General features: G+C 35.1%; 12 protein-coding genes and 1 CRISPR repeat array. Of the genes, 7 read left to right on the forward strand and 5 right to left on the reverse strand.

From position 1 onward, the window contains the following. Positions 1–51 precede the first annotated feature (51 nt). The 4 genes from H3R29_RS01160 to H3R29_RS01175 form a co-directional block, all read right to left on the reverse strand. Positions 52–855: an ABC transporter ATP-binding protein gene (locus H3R29_RS01160; protein WP_198202322.1), complete on the reverse strand. Its 804-nt coding sequence runs from the start codon at positions 853–855 to the stop codon at positions 52–54. Next, on the reverse strand, positions 833–1,750 hold the full coding sequence (locus H3R29_RS01165) for an ABC transporter permease (protein ID WP_046324290.1): 918 nt from the start codon (positions 1,748–1,750) through the stop codon (positions 833–835). Before H3R29_RS01165 ends, H3R29_RS01160 begins: the two co-directional genes overlap by 23 nt. 30 nt (positions 1,751–1,780) lie before the next feature. After that, positions 1,781–2,743, reverse strand: a complete 963-nt coding sequence (locus H3R29_RS01170; RefSeq protein WP_370567375.1) for an ABC transporter substrate-binding protein — start codon at positions 2,741–2,743, stop codon at positions 1,781–1,783. A 466-nt stretch (positions 2,744–3,209) separates the two neighbouring features. Next, complete coding sequence (locus H3R29_RS01175; protein WP_370448578.1) at positions 3,210–4,133, reverse strand: ABC transporter substrate binding protein; 924 nt, start codon at positions 4,131–4,133, stop codon at positions 3,210–3,212. Between the two features lie 531 nt (positions 4,134–4,664). Between H3R29_RS01175 and rpoN the strand changes: the two genes are divergently transcribed. After that, complete coding sequence (rpoN, locus tag H3R29_RS01180; protein WP_198202324.1) at positions 4,665–5,936, forward strand: RNA polymerase factor sigma-54; 1,272 nt, start codon at positions 4,665–4,667, stop codon at positions 5,934–5,936. Positions 5,937–6,071: 135 nt separating this feature from the next. On the opposite strand, the gene H3R29_RS01185 is transcribed toward rpoN, so the two are convergent. Then, positions 6,072–7,013: an aldo/keto reductase family oxidoreductase gene (locus H3R29_RS01185; RefSeq protein WP_198202325.1), complete on the reverse strand. Its 942-nt coding sequence runs from the start codon at positions 7,011–7,013 to the stop codon at positions 6,072–6,074. A gap of 194 nt (positions 7,014–7,207) precedes the next feature. Here H3R29_RS01185 and H3R29_RS01190 point away from each other — a divergent pair, with 194 nt between their 5' ends. From H3R29_RS01190 to H3R29_RS01215, 6 genes are all read left to right on the forward strand, one after another. Beyond that, positions 7,208–8,116, forward strand: coding sequence for an L-lactate dehydrogenase (locus H3R29_RS01190; RefSeq protein WP_198202326.1), 909 nt, complete (start codon positions 7,208–7,210; stop codon positions 8,114–8,116). A gap of 170 nt (positions 8,117–8,286) precedes the next feature. After that, a complete protein-coding gene (cas9, locus tag H3R29_RS01195; protein WP_198202327.1) occupies positions 8,287–12,468 on the forward strand; it encodes a type II CRISPR RNA-guided endonuclease Cas9 in 4,182 nt (1,393 codons plus the stop codon). A 221-nt stretch (positions 12,469–12,689) separates the two neighbouring features. Then, a complete protein-coding gene (gene cas1, locus H3R29_RS01200) occupies positions 12,690–13,601 on the forward strand; it encodes a type II CRISPR-associated endonuclease Cas1 (RefSeq protein ID WP_198202328.1) in 912 nt (303 codons plus the stop codon). Further along, positions 13,579–13,884: a CRISPR-associated endonuclease Cas2 gene (gene cas2 / locus H3R29_RS01205; RefSeq protein ID WP_045927545.1), complete on the forward strand. Its 306-nt coding sequence runs from the start codon at positions 13,579–13,581 to the stop codon at positions 13,882–13,884. Before cas1 ends, cas2 begins: the two co-directional genes overlap by 23 nt. Beyond that, positions 13,881–14,549 (forward strand): type II-A CRISPR-associated protein Csn2, encoded by a 669-nt coding sequence (csn2, locus tag H3R29_RS01210; RefSeq protein ID WP_198202329.1) that lies wholly within the window; start codon positions 13,881–13,883, stop codon positions 14,547–14,549. The genes cas2 and csn2 overlap by 4 nt, the downstream gene beginning before the upstream one ends. Positions 14,550–14,579: 30 nt before the next feature. Then, a CRISPR array of direct repeats spans positions 14,580–16,001; the repeat unit is 36 nt; unit sequence GTTTTAGATGATTGTTAGATCAATGATGATTAGAAC. A gap of 458 nt (positions 16,002–16,459) precedes the next feature. Beyond that, the gene (locus H3R29_RS01215; protein ID WP_198202330.1) at positions 16,460–17,695 is read left to right on the forward strand and encodes an MFS transporter; all 1,236 of its coding nucleotides are present in this window, start codon (positions 16,460–16,462) and stop codon (positions 17,693–17,695) included. The last annotated feature ends 65 nt before the right edge of the window (positions 17,696–17,760 follow it).

Genomic DNA, 17,760 nt, shown 5'->3' on the forward strand with positions numbered 1-17,760 from the left:
TACCTAAGAAAAATAAAAAAACAATCTGAATTGCAGATTGTTTTTCTGTTTTTATGCCAACAAAATGGCATCATCTTCAAGACCTGCACCTACATGCTTTTGGAATAATTCCATTAACTTAGGCACAGTTAAATTTTGTTTATCTTCACCAGCCAGATCAATTGCTACACGACCTTGATGCAACATGATCAAACGATTGCCGTAGCGAATAGCATCTTCCATGTTATGAGTGACCATAAATGCTGTCAAATGCTGTTCAGATATCAACTTTTCAGTTAATTGCATGACCGTTATTGAAGTTTGTGGATCAAGAGCCGCAGTATGTTCATCCAGTAAAATCAAATCTGGCCGTTGCAGCGTTGCCATTAAAAGGGTAATGGCTTGTCTTTGACCACCAGAAAGTAAGCCAATTTCAGTTTCCAAGCGGTTTTCTAGATTCAAATTAAGTTGCGCAAGCTGCTTTTTGAAAAATTTTCTGTCTTGACTTTTAACACCAGGACGAAAGCCTCGGCGCTTTCCGCGCTTCATGGCTAAAGCCAAATTTTCTTCCACAGTTAATCTGACTGCTGTTCCCATTTTAGGATCTTGAAAAACGCGACTAATATTTTTTGCTCTTTTAGTAACAGGCAGTTTTGTAATATCAGTACCTTTTAGAATAATTTGTCCTTCTTGAATAGGGAGCGTTCCGGCAATACTATTGAGTAGAGTAGACTTACCGGCCCCGTTACTACCAATAATAGTCACGAAATCTCCGGCTTCTAAATTAAGGTCAATTCCGCGTAAAACACGGTTTTCATTGACAGTCCCCTGTTCAAAATTTTGATGTAAATTTTTAATCTTTAGTACTTCTGGCATTTTGCTTTCCTCCTTTAAGATTGCGTGGTAAATGGAAATTCGGCAAAGTTAAGCACACAACTAAGACTAAAGCTGAAGCTAATTTTGCATCAGATGGTTCGACATTCATCTGGAATACCAAAGCTAAAATCAGTCTATAAATGATAGCACCTACAACTAAAGTAAGTAAACGACCACCAATTGACAGATTGCGAATAAGTACTTCTGCAATAATAATTGAAGCTAGTCCGATAACAAGTGTACCTACACCAGAGTTAAGGTCGGCAAAGCCGTTATTTTGTGCTAAAAGTCCACCTGACAAAGCAATACAGCCATTAGAAATCATATAACCTAAAATTTTCATTCCTTGAGTTTTAATGCCGTTGGCAGCACTCATTTGCGGGTTATCACCAGTGGCTCTCATAGCCAAGCCTATTTCTGTTTTGAAGAAAACGACTAATAAGAAGATCACTAAAAGTGCAATTATCAGTCCCATTGCAATTACAGCATTGTTACGACTTAAGCCCCAATTTTGCGCAATTGTAAAGACCGTGTCCTTGCCAAGTAGTGAAACATTAGCAGCATTCTGCATTACTCTGGAAGTAATGGAGTACAAGCCAGTCATTGTAATAATTCCTGCTAATAATGAAGGAATACGCAATTTGGTGTTCAAAATACCAGTAACTAGTCCTGCAATCAAACCGCCAATAAATGCGGCAATAGTTGCCAAAATCGGATTAATTCCTTTAATAATACACATCGTCGCAACAGCTCCCCCTAAGGGAAAACTGCCTTCAGCTGTCATGTCGGCCAGATCTAATATCCGAAAAGTTAAATAAACACCAATTGCCATTAATGACCAGAGTAATCCTTGAGAAGTAGACGAAAGTAATAACTCCCAAAATGTATTCAACATAACTATTGATTCACGCTGCCTTTCTTTAATTTATTTAGGTGCTTTAATTGAAGTAGGATCAATTCCAAGTGCCTTTGCCATTTTCTTGTTAACCACCAATTTCAAATCAGTTGCTCTTTCAACAGGCATATCTTTAGGTTTCGCCTTACCATCTAAAATCTTAGCAGCCATTTTACCGGTTTGTTTACCCAGTGCCTCATAATCTATTCCAATAGAAGCCAAGCCGCCAGTTTTAACTTGATCCGTTGAACCGGCTACCAGTGGAATCTTCTTTTCCTTAACAACCTTACCAATAATTGAAGAAGCAGAGGCAAAAGTATTGTCTGTTGGTACGTAAATTCCTTGTACTTTTCCTGCTAAAGTTTCAGTGACTTGTTGAACATCATTTGTTGTGTTGGCCGTCTTAATTAAAACTTTGACTCCGGCTTTTTTAAGTGCCTTGACAGCTAGATCAGCTTGAATTTTGGAATTGGCTTCGCCCGCATTGTACATAATGCCAATTGTTTTAGCCTTAGGCACAATTGATAAAAGTAATTTGATTTGTTTATCAATTGAAACCATATCAGTGGTTCCTGTGACATTTCTGCCAGGTTTAGCGTCTGAATTTACTAGTTTGGCAGCTTTTAGATCAGTCACAGCAGTCACTACAATCGGGATATCCTCGGTAGCATTTGCTACGCTTTGTGCTGCTGGGGTGGCAATACCTAAAATTAAATCTGATTTTTCGTTGACTAGTTTTTCACTCATGCTCTTCAAATTATCTTGACTATTTTGCGCATTTTGGTAATCGATCTTTAGATTCTTGCCTTCAACATAGCCTTTTTCCTTCAGACCTTCTTTGAAGCCTTTGTTAGCTTCATCTAATGAGGGATGTTGTACTACTTGCAGTATACCGACATGTTTGACAGTTGCTGTACTGCCTGTCTTTTTGTTATTACAACCACTTAATAGCAACAAACCGGTTAAGGCCATTCCCATAACTAATTTCTTAATTCGCATTTTTCTTCCTCCGTAAATCTAATCTTCATAACGTAAAAACACCCACTTATTTCTAAGTGGGTGTACAAGTTATCATTTTCATTAATAATTATTTGTGATTAACCACTTAGAAAGCTATGTGGCTAACCGCAACTAAAGGACTTTAGCCATCATAGATAAATTCAAAACTTGAATCTGGTTTGAATTCATCTAGATGAACCCAAACCCTATCTAAAATAGCTAAAGTAGTAACGATTATTCAGTTGTGAGATGTGTTTAATATAATATTTCATTTAAGATCAACCTCCAACCTTAATGAGAAGATTATAAAAAATAAAGAAGAAAAAGTCAAGGAATAATAAAATTTGGTTGCAATTGATGTGCAACCTAAGGGAATTTTTCAAATTTATTTTGCCAAAATGTTTAAGCTTGTTTTTTGTTTTACATAAAAAAACTGCCCTTGTGGCAGTCTGTTTCATGCTTACTTTGGAGCTTTAATTGATTTAGGATCAATTCCCAGTGCTTTAGCCATGCTCTTGTTTACCACTAATTTCATATCGTGTGCTTTTTCAACCGGCATGTTCGCAGGTTTAGCTTTGCCAGATAAAATTTTCGCAGCCATTTTTCCTGTTTGTTCTCCCAATAATTCGTAATCAATTCCAATTGAGGCTAAGCCGCCAGTTTTGACTTGATCAACTGAACTTGCTACTAGAGGAACCTTCTTTTCTTTGACAACTTTACCAACTACTGAAGCGGCTGAATCAAAGGTATTATCTGTAGGAACGAAAATACCGTCAACTTTTGAAGCCAGAGTTTCTGTTACTTGTTGGACATCGTTAGTCGTATTTGCAGTTTTGATCAAAACTTTAACTCCTGCTTTTTTTAGTGCAGCTGTTGCTAAGTCAGCCTGAATTTTGGAGTTTGATTCACCAGCGTTGTACATGATACCGATAGTTTTAGCCTTGGGCACAATTGACAACAGCAACTTGATCTGGCGTTTAATTGAAACCATATCTGTTGTGCCCGTGATATTTCTACCCGGTTTCTCATCTGAATTAACTAATTTAGCGGCCTTTAAATCAGTTACAGCGGTGACAACGGTTGGGATTTTCTGCGTTGCATTCGCCACGCTTTGCGCTGCCGGTGTAGCAATCCCTAAGATCAAATCTGACTTTTCGTTGACCAGTTTTTCACTCATACTTTTCAAATTATCTTGATTATTTTGAGCGTTCTGGTAATCAATCTTAAGATTTTTACCCTCTACAAAGCCACTTTCCTTAAGGCCCTTTTTAAAGCCCTTGTATGCTTTATCTAGAGAAGGATGCTGCACTACTTGCAAAACGCCCACGTGTTTCACGTCTGGACTTTTACTGGCTTTTTTGCTGCTGCAGCCCCCTAAAGCCATTAAACCAACAATTGTAATTCCTGTAATCAGTTTTCTAAAACGCATCTTGTGCTTCCATAAAAAATACCCACTTACTTCTAAGCGGGTACACAGAAATTAAATTGCCAACAAATAATTGGATTGTGGTTAGCCACTTAGAAAGCTATGTGGCTAACCGTACTAAAAGAGTCCTAGCCATCATAGATAAATTCAAACTTAGTTTCGTTTGAATTCACCTAGATGAACTCAAACTCTTATCTATAGTAGCTAAGATAATAACGATTATTTAGTTGATTCTCTTTTTGACTAAATTGAATCATTATCCTTACCTCCAACTTTGATAACAAGATTATAAAAAAATAAAAACTAAAAGTCAAGGATTAATTTTGCTTTTAACACTGAAGAAGGAAAAGAAAAATTGTAGGCCTACAAGTAAGATATTACCAGTAAATAAAAATAATTAATGCAATATATCAGATTTTAAAATTAAAAAAGCATTTCAATTTAATTTTTTTGCTATAATTATATTTAAAATAACGGGGGTAGTAGCCGATGACACGATTGCAAAAAATGGTATTAAAGCCGAAAGAGCAGTTAGTAACACGGCTTTTCTTGTCGCCTAAATTAAAGCAAAATCTAACTGTGCTCTCATACAGTACCTATGACTTAATTAACGCCATGAAGGAGTTGAGCCTAAGCAACCCGTTTGTATCTTTGCGTGAACCTAAAGGCGAAATGCAAAATTTGGAATGGTTGCGGGCGCCCGAAGGTGAGAATCTGATTGATCATTTATTAATGCAGGTTAACTTGAGCGACTGGCACAATTGGGAAAAAAGTGCGGTTAAAGTTTTAATTTATCTGCTTGATAAAGATGGCTATTTAAGGGTAGACTTAGCTAAAATTGCAGAACAAACAGAGTTTTCACTGGAGAAGTTGACAAGGGCAAAGGATTTACTGCAAAGTCTTGATCCTTGTGGTATCGGTGCCGCGGATCTAACTGAATGCCTGTTGCAACAAGTAAAGCAAAAAGCAGATTTTAATCCTGTAGCTCTTGAAATTTTACTCGATAATCAGCTGGAAATGCTGGCTGATCCCAAACAATGGCCTAACTCTAAGTTTTCAATATCCGAATTAAATGATGCCCTTGCCAGCATCCAAACACTGGATCCTACTCCAGCTAGCGATTATGTCGTTGAAAATAATACACAGTATTTATTTCCGGATTTAATTTATCGGGTAACGGATGGGCGCCTAACAGTTGAAAGTTATCAAACGCAAATACCAGAGATGGTTTTTGACGAAAAAGCTTATCATGAGTTAAAAGAGCAGTCAGATGAAAATAAATATTTTTCTGAGCAAAAGCAACACTATCTCGAACTGAAAAACGCAATTGTAGAACGGCAGAAAACCATCATGCGGCTGGGTAAGTACGTTGGTAAATTTCAACGTAACTTTTTAACCACAATGCAAAGACGTGAATTAAAGCCACTTGGTTTAAAAGAAACTGCTCAAGCTTTAGGTCTGGCACCAAGTACTATCAGCAGGGCGATTAAAGACAAATATATTCAGTGTCAGAACAAGATTTTTAGTTTGAAAATGCTTTTTCCACGGGAAGTGACGACCGATTTATCCCAAGCGCGTATAGAATATGACCTGCAACAGATCATAAAAAAAGAAGATGCCCGTGCTCCTTTAAGTGATCAACAGCTGGTAGAAATATTTGCCAAACATGATGTGACTTTAAGTCGGCGTGTAATTGCCAAATACCGCAAAAAACTCAATATACCGAATAGTTATAGTAGAAAGGCCAAGCCAACAGATTAAATTTTGTAAACAACTTCAATTTTCAAAGCGATCGAATATTTAGTGATGAAAAAGTGCTCCTAATAGCCAGATAAATGTCTAACTATTATGGAGCACTTTATTTATGCCAGGATTTTTAAAATTTATAAATTACTTTTACGGTAAATCATTTCCTGCAGCCAGATAAATGTCATACCACTCTTGAGCAGTAAGGGAGATATCTGCTCCTTTAGCACTGTCAATGATATGAGCTGGCGTCATAGTCCCAATAATAACCTGTGTATTTGCCGGGTGTCTTAAAATCCAGGCAGCCGCAACTGCATTTTTAGAAACTCCTTTTTGATCAGCTACTTTTTGTAAAGCCTTGTTGACTTCTGGAAACTTAGGATTGCCAATAAAATTGCCCGCAATTTGACCATACTGGAAAGGTGACCAGGCCTGAACAGTCATGTTGTGTAAACGTGAGTAGTCTAAAACGCCCCGGTCGTGGTCAATGCTACGTGCATCCGTCATGTTGGTGTGAATATTAAAATCAATTGGACCAGTGTGCATAACGCTTAGTTGTAATTGATTAATTAACAATCTTTGACTGACTCCACTTTGCAGTAAGTCAACTTGCATCGGATTAAAGTTTGAAACTCCAAAGTGGCGCACTTTGCCGTCTCTTTGTAATTCATCAAAGGCAGCTCCAACTTCAGCTGGATCCATTAAAGCATCTGGTCTGTGGAGCAGCAAGCTGTCTAAATAGTCAATTTTCATCCGGAAAAGAATACCATCTACGGCATTAATCAAATACTTTTTAGAAAAATCATACCTGGTTGTCTTGTAGTCCAATTTAGGATTTTCATAAATACCAGTTTTAGATTGAATATAAAAATCATCTCGAGTTAACGCTGACTTTTGAAAGGCAGCTCCGAAGATTTCTTCAGATTTGCCATGACCATAAATATCAGCTGAATCAATATAATTAATTCCTGCTTCGTGAGCAGTTTCCAACGTTTTAACAGCTTCATCAACGCTCAGTTTGTTCATGCGCATAATTCCCAGTGCAATGGCCGAACCGGTAAAGTTAGTATTACCTATTTTAATTTGTCTCATAATGTACCTCCTTTCTTTAGTATACGCTTTCTTTACCTATAATTTTAAAAAAGTGTGGGTTTTAATTTACATTTAGCAATGATAACTAAAAACTAATATTTTTTTAAAAAATATTTTATTTTTATCATAATTTTGTATATAATAGATCTTACATAATTTTTTAATATTTTTAAAAACAATAGGAGGGAAAAATTATGAGTAATAAGATTGGAATTATCGGAGACGGTCACGTTGGCAGTACGGTAGCGCAACAGCTGATATTAACGGGTCTGGTAGACGATCTCGTTATGATTGACGTTAATGAAGCAAAGGTTAGAGCTGACCAGCTTGATTTTCAAGATGCCATGGCAAATTTGAAGCACCACACTACTATTACTATCAATGATTATTCGGCCCTCAAAGATGCAGATATTGTAATTAGTGCTTTTGGAAACATTGAGTTGGAAGCAGGCGGTGAACGTTTCGCCGAATTGAACTACAACCGTGAGCGGATTGGAGATATTGCGGAGGCAATTAAGAAGAGTGGCTTCAACGGTATCTTACTTGCTATTACCAATCCGGTAGATGCAATTACTAATATGTATCAGGAATTAACTGGGTTACCGCGCAAGCACGTCATTGGTACTGGTACTCTTTTAGATACAGCCCGCATGAAACGTGCTGTTGGTGAACTCATGAATGTCGATCCTCGTTCGGTGGAAGGCTTTAACTTGGGCGAACATGGTAATTCACAATTTACTGCTTGGTCAACAGTCAAAGTTTTAGAAAAACCAGTTACCGAAGTAGCTGAAGCGAAGCACTTAAAGCTTGAAGACTTAAATGATGAGATTAAGTTTGGTGGTCAAACAGTATATAAGGGTAAGCAATATACTAACTATGGAATTTCAGCGGCTGTGACTCGTTTGGTAGAAACCATTCAAAGCGATGCCCATACTGAAATGCCAGTTTCAAATTATCAGGAAAAATATGGTACTTACCTGTCTTATCCTGCAATTGTTGGTCGTGACGGTATTATCCAAACTGTTGAATTAACTTTGACGGATGAGGAAGAAAAGAAGTTACAGGCATCTGCTGCAACAATTAAAGAAAAAGCCAATAAATAATGAAATAAGTCCCAGGGATTACATATCTTCTGGGACTTTTTGCATTTTTATTTATTATTAAAAATTATAGTCAAAATAGTCAACATTTTTATATTATTTTAAAAATTGTAGTGAATTGTATTGCTATATGAGGTATTCTTATAGTAATTAAAAAAATAAGGAGAAAGAATATGAAGAAAAGAATAGATGATTATATTCTGGGTCTCGATATCGGGACCAATTCTTGCGGCTGGGCCGTAACAGATAAGAAAAATAACTTATTAAAACTTAGAGGAAAAACCGCAATAGGCTCTCATTTATTTGATGAAGGGACTACTGCTGCAGAGCGACGAAGTTTTAGGACTACTAGAAGGCGCCTTAAGCGCAGAAAGTGGCGTTTACGGCTATTAGAGGAATTTTTTGCGGAACCAATGGCCGAAGTAGATCCAGCCTTTTTTGTGCGTTTACATCAATCTTGGGTGTCACCACTAGATAAGGACAGGAAAAAATACCACGCTATTGTCTTTCCGACAGCTAAGGAAGATCATGAATTTTATCATGATTATCCAACTATTTATCATTTGCGTGACGCACTAATGAGGGAAGATCGTCAATTTGATTTGCGTGAAATATTTTTAGCTATCCACCACATCGTTAAGTATCGTGGTAATTTTTTGCAGGATACAGCTGTTAAAGACTTTGAAGCTTCTAAAATTGATGTAAATTCAATTTTAACGAGCATTAATAACGCTTTTGCGGAAAAGATAGTTGAGGAGCAAAATCCTATTGAATTAAATGTCTCAAACGCTGTTGAGATTGAGGCTGTTATTCGTGGCAATGATGCCGAAAAAACCGTTTATAAGATGGAAAAGGTTAAGAAAATTGCCAAGTTATTAACGGATTCAACTGCTAAGGAAGAAAAAAATGTAGCCAAGCAGATTGCTAATGCCATCATGGGTTACAAAACGCAATTTGAAACTATCTTAGGCAAAGAAATCGATAAAAGCGATAAGGCACAATGGGAATTCAAGCTAAAAGATGAAGATGCTGAAGATAAGCTTGATGCCTTATTGCCAGACCTTGATGAAAGTGATCAAACTATTATTGCTGATATTGAAAAGCTTTTTAGTGCGATTTCATTGAGTTTTATAGTTGATGAAGGTAAGAGTTTATCTGCATCAATGGTGGGAAAATATAAAAAGCATAAAAAAGACTATAAAAAATTAAAGAAATATATAAAAACTTCACAAGATTGGTCCAAAGCTAAAAAGTTGCTTTTAGCCTATGATTTATACGTTAATAATCGTCATGGTCGTTTGCTTGAGGCAAAGAAAGAATTAAAAAAGAAAAAGGTATTAACCAAAGATGAATTTTATAAAATAGTTAAGGATAATCTTGATGATTCCGATCTTGCTCATGAAATACGGCAAGAAATAGCTGCAGATAACTTCATGCCTAAACAGCGAAAAAATAGTAATGGTGTAATTCCGTTTCAACTGCATCAAATCGAACTGGATAAGATTATTGCTAATCAAAGCAAATATTATCCATTCTTAGCTGCAGAAAACCCAGTAGAAGATCACCGTAAACAAGCACCTTACAAGTTAGATGAACTGGTTAGATTTAGAGTACCTTATTATGTAGGTCCGATGATTACAGCCGATGAACAGAAAAAAACTTCCGGTAAGAGTTTTGCTTGGATGGTCAGAAAAGAAGATGGTCAGATTACGCCTTGGAATTTTGAGCAAAAAGTAGACCGTCAAGAATCTGCCAACAAGTTTATTAAGCGCATGACTATTAAGGATACTTATCTTTTAGGTGAAGATGTTTTGCCAGCTAATAGTTTGCTTTATCAAAGATTTGAAGTTCTAAATGAGCTTAATAATATTAGAATCAATGGTAGTAGAATTAGCGTCGACCTTAAGCAACAAATTTTCAATGATCTTTTTGAAGAAAAGAAAACTGTCACAGAAAAATCTTTGACAAGTTATTTGAAGCAAAATCTCCATTTGCCAACTGTAGAAATTAAGGGGCTGGCTGATCCAACTAAATTTAATTCCAGTCTGGCGAGCTATTATCATCTCAAAAACTTACATGTGTTTGATAAGGAATTAGCAGATCCACAATATCAAAAAGACTTTGAAAAAATAATTGAGTATTCATCTATTTTTGAAGATAAAAAGATTTTTCAAGATAAGTTACATGCTGAATTTAAATGGTTAACACCTGAACAGTATAAAGCTATTTCAACTTGGCGCTTGCAAGGTTGGGGCAGATTATCACGTAGGCTACTTGTTGAATTACATGATACAAATGGCCAAAACATTATGGAACAACTGTGGGATAGCCAAAAGAACTTCATGCAAATTGTGACTGAACCAGATTTTAAAGAAGCAATTGCTAAGGAAAACCAAAATGTTACTCAAGCAAATGGTGTTGAAGAAATTCTGGCTGATGCTTATACCTCTCCTGCTAATAAAAAAGCTATTAGGCAGGTTGTTAAAGTAGTAGCTGATGTTGTAAAAGCAGCTGGTGGTAAGAAACCCGCACAATTTGCGATTGAATTTACACGTGATCCAGATAAAAATCCACAGTTGTCGCATATTCGTGGTACTAAATTACTCAAGGCATATCAAGAAACTGCTGGAGAATTGGTAGATCAGAAGTTAACGGATAGCTTAAAGGAAGCGATGACCAGTCGTAAATTGCTTAAAGATAAGTACTTCTTGTACTTTATGCAGACAGGTCGTGATGCGTACACTGGTAAGAAAATTAATATTGATGAAGTAACGACAAATTATCAGATTGATCACATTTTGCCTCAGTCATTTATTAAAGATGATTCTTTTGATAACAGAGTTTTAACTACTACCCCGTTAAATGCAGAAAAATCAGATGATGTGCCGTATAAGCGTTTTGCTAACAACTATGTTTCGGATTTGAAAATGACAGTTGGTGAAATGTGGAAACACTGGCAAAAGGCTGGCATCATAAATAAACATAAGCTAGGTAACTTATTACTTGATCCAGATAGGTTAAGTAAATTTCAAAAATCCGGTTTTATTAACAGACAATTGGTAGAAACAAGTCAAATAGTCAAATTAGTTTCAGTTATTTTGCAAAATAAATACCCAGATGCAGAAATTATTACTGTTAAAGCTGGGGATAACTCGGCTTTGCGTCAGCGGCTAAACTTGTATAAGAGTCGTGAAGTAAATGACTATCACCATGCCATTGATGCCTACCTTTCAATTATTTGTGGCAACTTTTTGTACCAGGTTTATCCTAAGTATCGTCCATACTTTGTTTATGGCAAGTATAAAAAATTCAGTCAAGACCCGGACTTGCAGAAGGAAGTTATCAAACACTTCAAGGGCTTTACGTTTATGTGGCCATTATTGCAAAAGGATAATTCTGAGCGTAAAGCTCCAGAAAAAATTAAAGAAAATAATAGTGATCGAATTGTCTTTTACAAGCATCCTGATATTTTTGATAAATTACGTAAAGCATACAATTATAAGTATATGCTGGTTTCAAGAGAAACGACTACTGAAAATAGTGGCCTTTTTGATGTAACTATTTATCCACGCGGTGAACGTGACCTTGCGAAGACTAGAAAGCTGATTCCTAAAGGTAATGGACTCGATCCGAAAATTTACGGTGGCTATAGCGGTAACAGTGGTGCATATATGGTAATTGTTAAAATTGAGCAAGCAAAAAAATCTATTTATAAAGTTATTGGTGTTCCGATGCGCACTCTTGCAAGTTTAAATCAAGCTAAAAAACAAGGAAACTATCAAGGAGAACTCCACAAAGTACTTGAGCCGCAGATTATGTTTGATAACAAAGGGAAGTCTAAACGTGGTGTTAAAGGCTTCAGAGTAATAAAAGATCATGTACCATTTAAGCAAGTGGTCTTAGACGGTGACAAAAAGTTTATGCTTTATTCTGATCAATATGAAGTTAATGCCAAACAACTGACGCTTTCTCAGGAAACTATGCGAATAGTGACAGACAACTTGAAAAAGGGCGAGGATCAAGATCAATTACTAGTAGAAGCATATGATGAGATTTTGCAAAAAGTTGATCAATATTTACCACTTTTTGATATGAAAGGTTTTAGAAATGGTTTGCATAAGGGTAGAGATAAATTTATTGAATTTTCAACTATTGATAAGAAAACTACTTTGAGTAATATTCTAAATGGCTTACATGATAATATGGTAGAAGTAAAAATGGAATACCTGGGTATTAAGACACCATTAGGGAAGATGCAGTCATCATCTGGTATAACTTTATCACCAGAAGCAGTGTTAATCTTCCAGTCACCAACAGGACTTTTTGAAAAACGGGTTAAGATAGCCGATTTATAAAATAAAATAGGGAATCGAAATAATCCGGTTCCCTATTTTTGTGTATAAAAAAACCTCCGCTATAGAGCTGAGGCAGGACGGTAATAACCGCGTTAAAACTTAGTATCAAAGATACATTGTTTGATTTTAAATCTGATTGTTAGATCAATAATGATTAGATCGTTGGTAGCTAACCAACAATTACAGTATAACATTTATTTTTAAAAATACAAGGAGGAAATATGGGATGGAGATCAGTAATCATCACGCAGCATGCGAAATTAACGTATTCAATGCAAATGATGATTGTCCAAACTCGTGATGGCATTAACCAAATTCCAATTGAGGATATTAATCTGTTGCTTGTTTCAACTACACAGGCAGTGATTACCAGCGCACTCATTAGTAAATTGGCGCAAAATCAAACCAAAGTTATATTTGTTGATGAAAAGGACAATCCGGTAGTTGAAACGGCTGTTTATTATCCAGGAGCGAGAAATATGGCTAAGCTAAAAAAGCAGTTTAATTGGGATGAACATTTAAAAGAAGTGTTGTGGACAAGGATAGTTAGTCAAAAGATCAAAAATCAGATTGCAGTTTTAGCTAATTATCATTTGGATAAAGATGAGGTTCAAAGTGAACTGGACCAGCTGGAAATTAATGATGAAAGTAATCGTGAAGCAATTGCGGCCCGTAAATATTTTATGCTTTTATTTGATAAGGACTTTGTCAGACGTGACACCAATGCCATTAATGCAGCACTAGATTATGGTTATGCTATTTTGCTATCAAGCTTTAATAGAGAAATTGTAATGAATGGCTACTTGACTTATTTTGGTATTCATCACTGCTCGCAAGAAAACCAATTTAATTTGGCTTCGGATTTAATGGAACCATTTCGACCGTTTGTTGATTATTGGGTTAAAGCTCATGAAAAAATTAAAGAGCTGACACCAGATATCAAGTATGGCTTAGTTGAACTTTTAAGCTTGGAAATAAAGTTTAACGGTAAAAAGACACTTTTAACAAATGCCATTACAGTCTATGTACGAGAATGTTTAAAGTTTCTTAGTGGAGAAAGTAAAAAATTACCAGAAATGGAGATGAGTTTGACAAATGAGGTACCGAATAATGCGCTTAATGATAATGTTTGATTTACCAACTGAAACGGCAGAAGAACGGAAAGAATATCGCCAATTTCATAAAAAGTTAATTAATGAAGGTTTTCTGATGGTCCAGTTTTCAGTATATGTGCGAGTCTGTGTTACTAGACAAACCGCTAAGTTTTTGGAAAATCGTATTAGAAAGTTTTTACCTCGCGGAGGTCTAGTCCAGTCATTAATGGTTACTGAAAAGCAGTATAATGACATGCATTTTTTAGTCGGTAAGCCAATTGATGATGTGCGTAATACTTCAGACAGGACGGTAATTTTATGATTTTAACCTATGCGACCCATAAAAAATGGGTATTTAAAAATTCAGGAATAAAAGTTATTGGATTGCAAAGCCCAATTGCATACCGTGACATAATTCAAGGTTTTCAAGGAAAAAACAAGATGTTAATTTGTTCGGAGGATGATTATAGTCCCCTTGATGTAAGTAAAACTTTTGATTTTATTGGCGATCCACTACTTAGTGGTGATATTACCAAAAAGTATATGCCTCATATTGTAAATAGTTACCTAAAAAATTTAGATGAAGAAAATCGTAATAAGGTGATTAAGTCTTTTTATAATTTAGAGTCAACCTTGCAGGATTCACTTTTACTTGAAGATTTACCCTTAGCAATTAATTTTGATGAGGATTTAAAAAAGTTGCTTAAATTTGCAGAAATTCATTTTGAAGAATCAATGTTGCTCAGTACATATGGTACAATAGAAACAGTTTTAAAAATTCACCAGACGTGTAATTTAAAATCTGTTCCTGTTATTTGTAATGTAGCTCATTACTTGGAAGAACAGGAGTGGCAAGAGCTAGCTAGTCTTGTTACAGAAATGAATTTAATTTTGATTGTAATTGAATTCACGACGAAAGAAAATTTGGCAATATCTAAAGACATACCTTTTTATTATATTGATAAAGATCTAATCGATTGGTACTAACAAAAATTAAAATCAGATTATAAAATATCGGTTTTAGATGATTGTTAGATCAATGATGATTAGAACAAGGCAGGATTATGTTGTTTAGCATATTGAGTTTTAGATGATTGTTAGATCAATGATGATTAGAACTCAATGCTGTGGCAATAACTATCAGGCTAAGTTTTAGATGATTGTTAGATCAATGATGATTAGAACTTTCGGGTACAATTTCCGTTTCAAAGCCAAGTTTTAGATGATTGTTAGATCAATGATGATTAGAACTAAACCTGTTAAGTTTGCAGCAGGTTCAAAGTTTTAGATGATTGTTAGATCAATGATGATTAGAACTAGATCAGGCACTTGGTGAGCAAAAGGAAGGTTTTAGATGATTGTTAGATCAATGATGATTAGAACAATGTAGCCGACTACTTATCAATGCTCAGTGTTTTAGATGATTGTTAGATCAATGATGATTAGAACATTTTATAGAAAGATTAAAGGTGTTTCATAGTTTTAGATGATTGTTAGATCAATGATGATTAGAACTAGTGACTTTTAAAATGCCATTAGTTGTTAGTTTTAGATGATTGTTAGATCAATGATGATTAGAACGCCTTTTTCACGTTGGCCAATCTTTCGCACGTTTTAGATGATTGTTAGATCAATGATGATTAGAACTGGTTTACTTGATAAACCAAATAACTATTTGTTTTAGATGATTGTTAGATCAATGATGATTAGAACTAGATAAGACGAAAACAAAACAAAATGTTAGTTTTAGATGATTGTTAGATCAATGATGATTAGAACCTTTTTCTGTGGTTTTAATGCGTGTCATTAGTTTTAGATGATTGTTAGATCAATGATGATTAGAACTAATATTCATTTAAATAATCTCCCTTTTAAGTTTTAGATGATTGTTAGATCAATGATGATTAGAACAAGCTGCAACTGAGTCATACATAAAGCTCCGTTTTAGATGATTGTTAGATCAATGATGATTAGAACTTTTTGATCCATTAGCCAATGCAATGTTTCGTTTTAGATGATTGTTAGATCAATGATGATTAGAACCAGCAATGCTGACTTTATGCCATTGCGTGTGTTTTAGATGATTGTTAGATCAATGATGATTAGAACTGTGACAATGCCTTGCCTGTCTGATCATTAGTTTTAGATGATTGTTAGATCAATGATGATTAGAACATAACTACCGTCATAATCACTATCACTATCGTTTTAGATGATTGTTAGATCAATGATGATTAGAACAAGGGGACTCTCAGTACCAACCTATACCAAGTTTTAGATGATTGTTAGATCAATGATGATTAGAACGTGCCAGATGATATTGACCAACGAGAAGGCGTTTTAGATGATTGTTAGATCAATGATGATTAGAACTAAAGTTTGCTGAATTGAGTTTGCCCAATTGTTTTAGATGATTGTTAGATCAATGATGATTAAAGGCATGCTTAGAAATCAAGGCAAGATTAACAATTATCTAGTTGACTATTACTGCAAATTAAAAGAGCCACCATATTCCAAAAAAAGGATTTGGTAGCTCAAATAGCCTACGTTAACCATTTAAATCGTACAATCATGCATTTGGCTCACACAAATCAAAGCTATGATTATCAACAAGCTGTAGGTCAATAAAGATTAATTGTTAAACAAATATTTAACTTGCAAAAAGGCGCTTTTTTGAAGTATCTTTAGTATACCCATTTTTAAATCTTTTTGATACTTGAAATTCTATAAGAAATCATATTGATAATGCAAAGATAAGTAGTAACAGATAATAAATCTGCTAATTAATCACACATGATAATAGCGACAAAGTAGTCAGGCATATTTTATTTCCTTATATGTGACTTCCACTATGCAGATATAAACTAAACTCCCATTAAAAAGGTAAGCTTATTCATATGAAAAACATACTAAAAAGTAGAAACAACAGACTATATCTTCTATCAGTAATTACTGATAACTTTGGCAGTGCGTTAATGGCCTTTGTGTTACCATTGATGGTACTTGATATCACTAAAAATGGCATTCATTTGTCAATAATTTCTATAATTCAAACACTGCCTTTTTTGGTTCTTGGTCTTCCTGCAGGCGCGCTCACAGATAAATTCGATGTCAAAAAAATTCTAATTTTCAGTGATTTAATCCGACTTATCAGTTATCTAGTTTTTGCTACTGCGATTGCATTGCACTTAACAACAGAGTGTATAATTTTTGTTATCTATGCAGTTTCACTCGTTGTCAGCGTCACCAATACACTTAATACAGTATCAGAAATTACCTTTGTTTCTTTTTTGGTTGAAAAGAAAGATTTCTCTGAATTAAACAGTCTGGTTTATGGCATACAATATGCAGCTAATTTCGCACTGCCTATCGTAGGCGGCGTCTTATATCAATTTGTTTCGCACAGTATTTTAATTCTTATTTGTGTCGTTTTCTATTTAATTAGTCTTTTACTGGAAAAAATGATAAATCTGCGCTCCCAGAACACTTCCTTTACTGGACTAGCAGACCTGAAGCCAGCACTTAAAACAGTAAAAATGGATATAAAAGAGGGCTTGAATTATACTCTTAGTCTTCACTCTGTTTTATATCCATTAATACTGGCCGCATTAGTTAATATTGCTTCAGCAAATTTTGATAACGATAGTCTCATAATATTACGCACGCAAATAGGCCTTTCCTCTGGAAATATCGGAATTGTTTCCGCAATTGCAGCTATTAGTGCCTTAATAGGTACTTTGGTTGTTAATTGGTTAAATAAACGAGTTGGTTTTAATTTGTTGTTTACACTGTTAATTTTTACAGGCGCTCTTTTTCGTGCTGTTTTTGCCTTGTCTAAGAACGTATTGGTATTAGTTTTAGCTATTGCAGTTATTGCAATTATTGAATCCATCATCAATATTAGTATAATCACGAATAGGCAACAGCAAGTTGAGCAAAAATATCTTGGTCGAGTTACAAGTATCTATAAAACAGTATTAATCGGAGTAAATTCTTTAGGCTATCTTTTAGGAGGGCTTATTGCTAAGAAAATAGGCTCAAGATATGGCGTAGGGGTTTCTGCGATTGCACTCTTGGCAGTCACAGCGCTTAGCACTTATCTGCTTGCGCCTAAAAAGAAACGTAATGAGTAAAACTTAATAAAAAACTGTTAAGCAGCTCTTTTGAGCTAATCATATCCACGAAGAGAATGTAATCA

This window comes from Lactobacillus sp. M0393 (assembly GCF_016102025.1).
Taxonomy (GTDB): Bacteria; Bacillota; Bacilli; order Lactobacillales; family Lactobacillaceae; genus Lactobacillus; species Lactobacillus melliventris.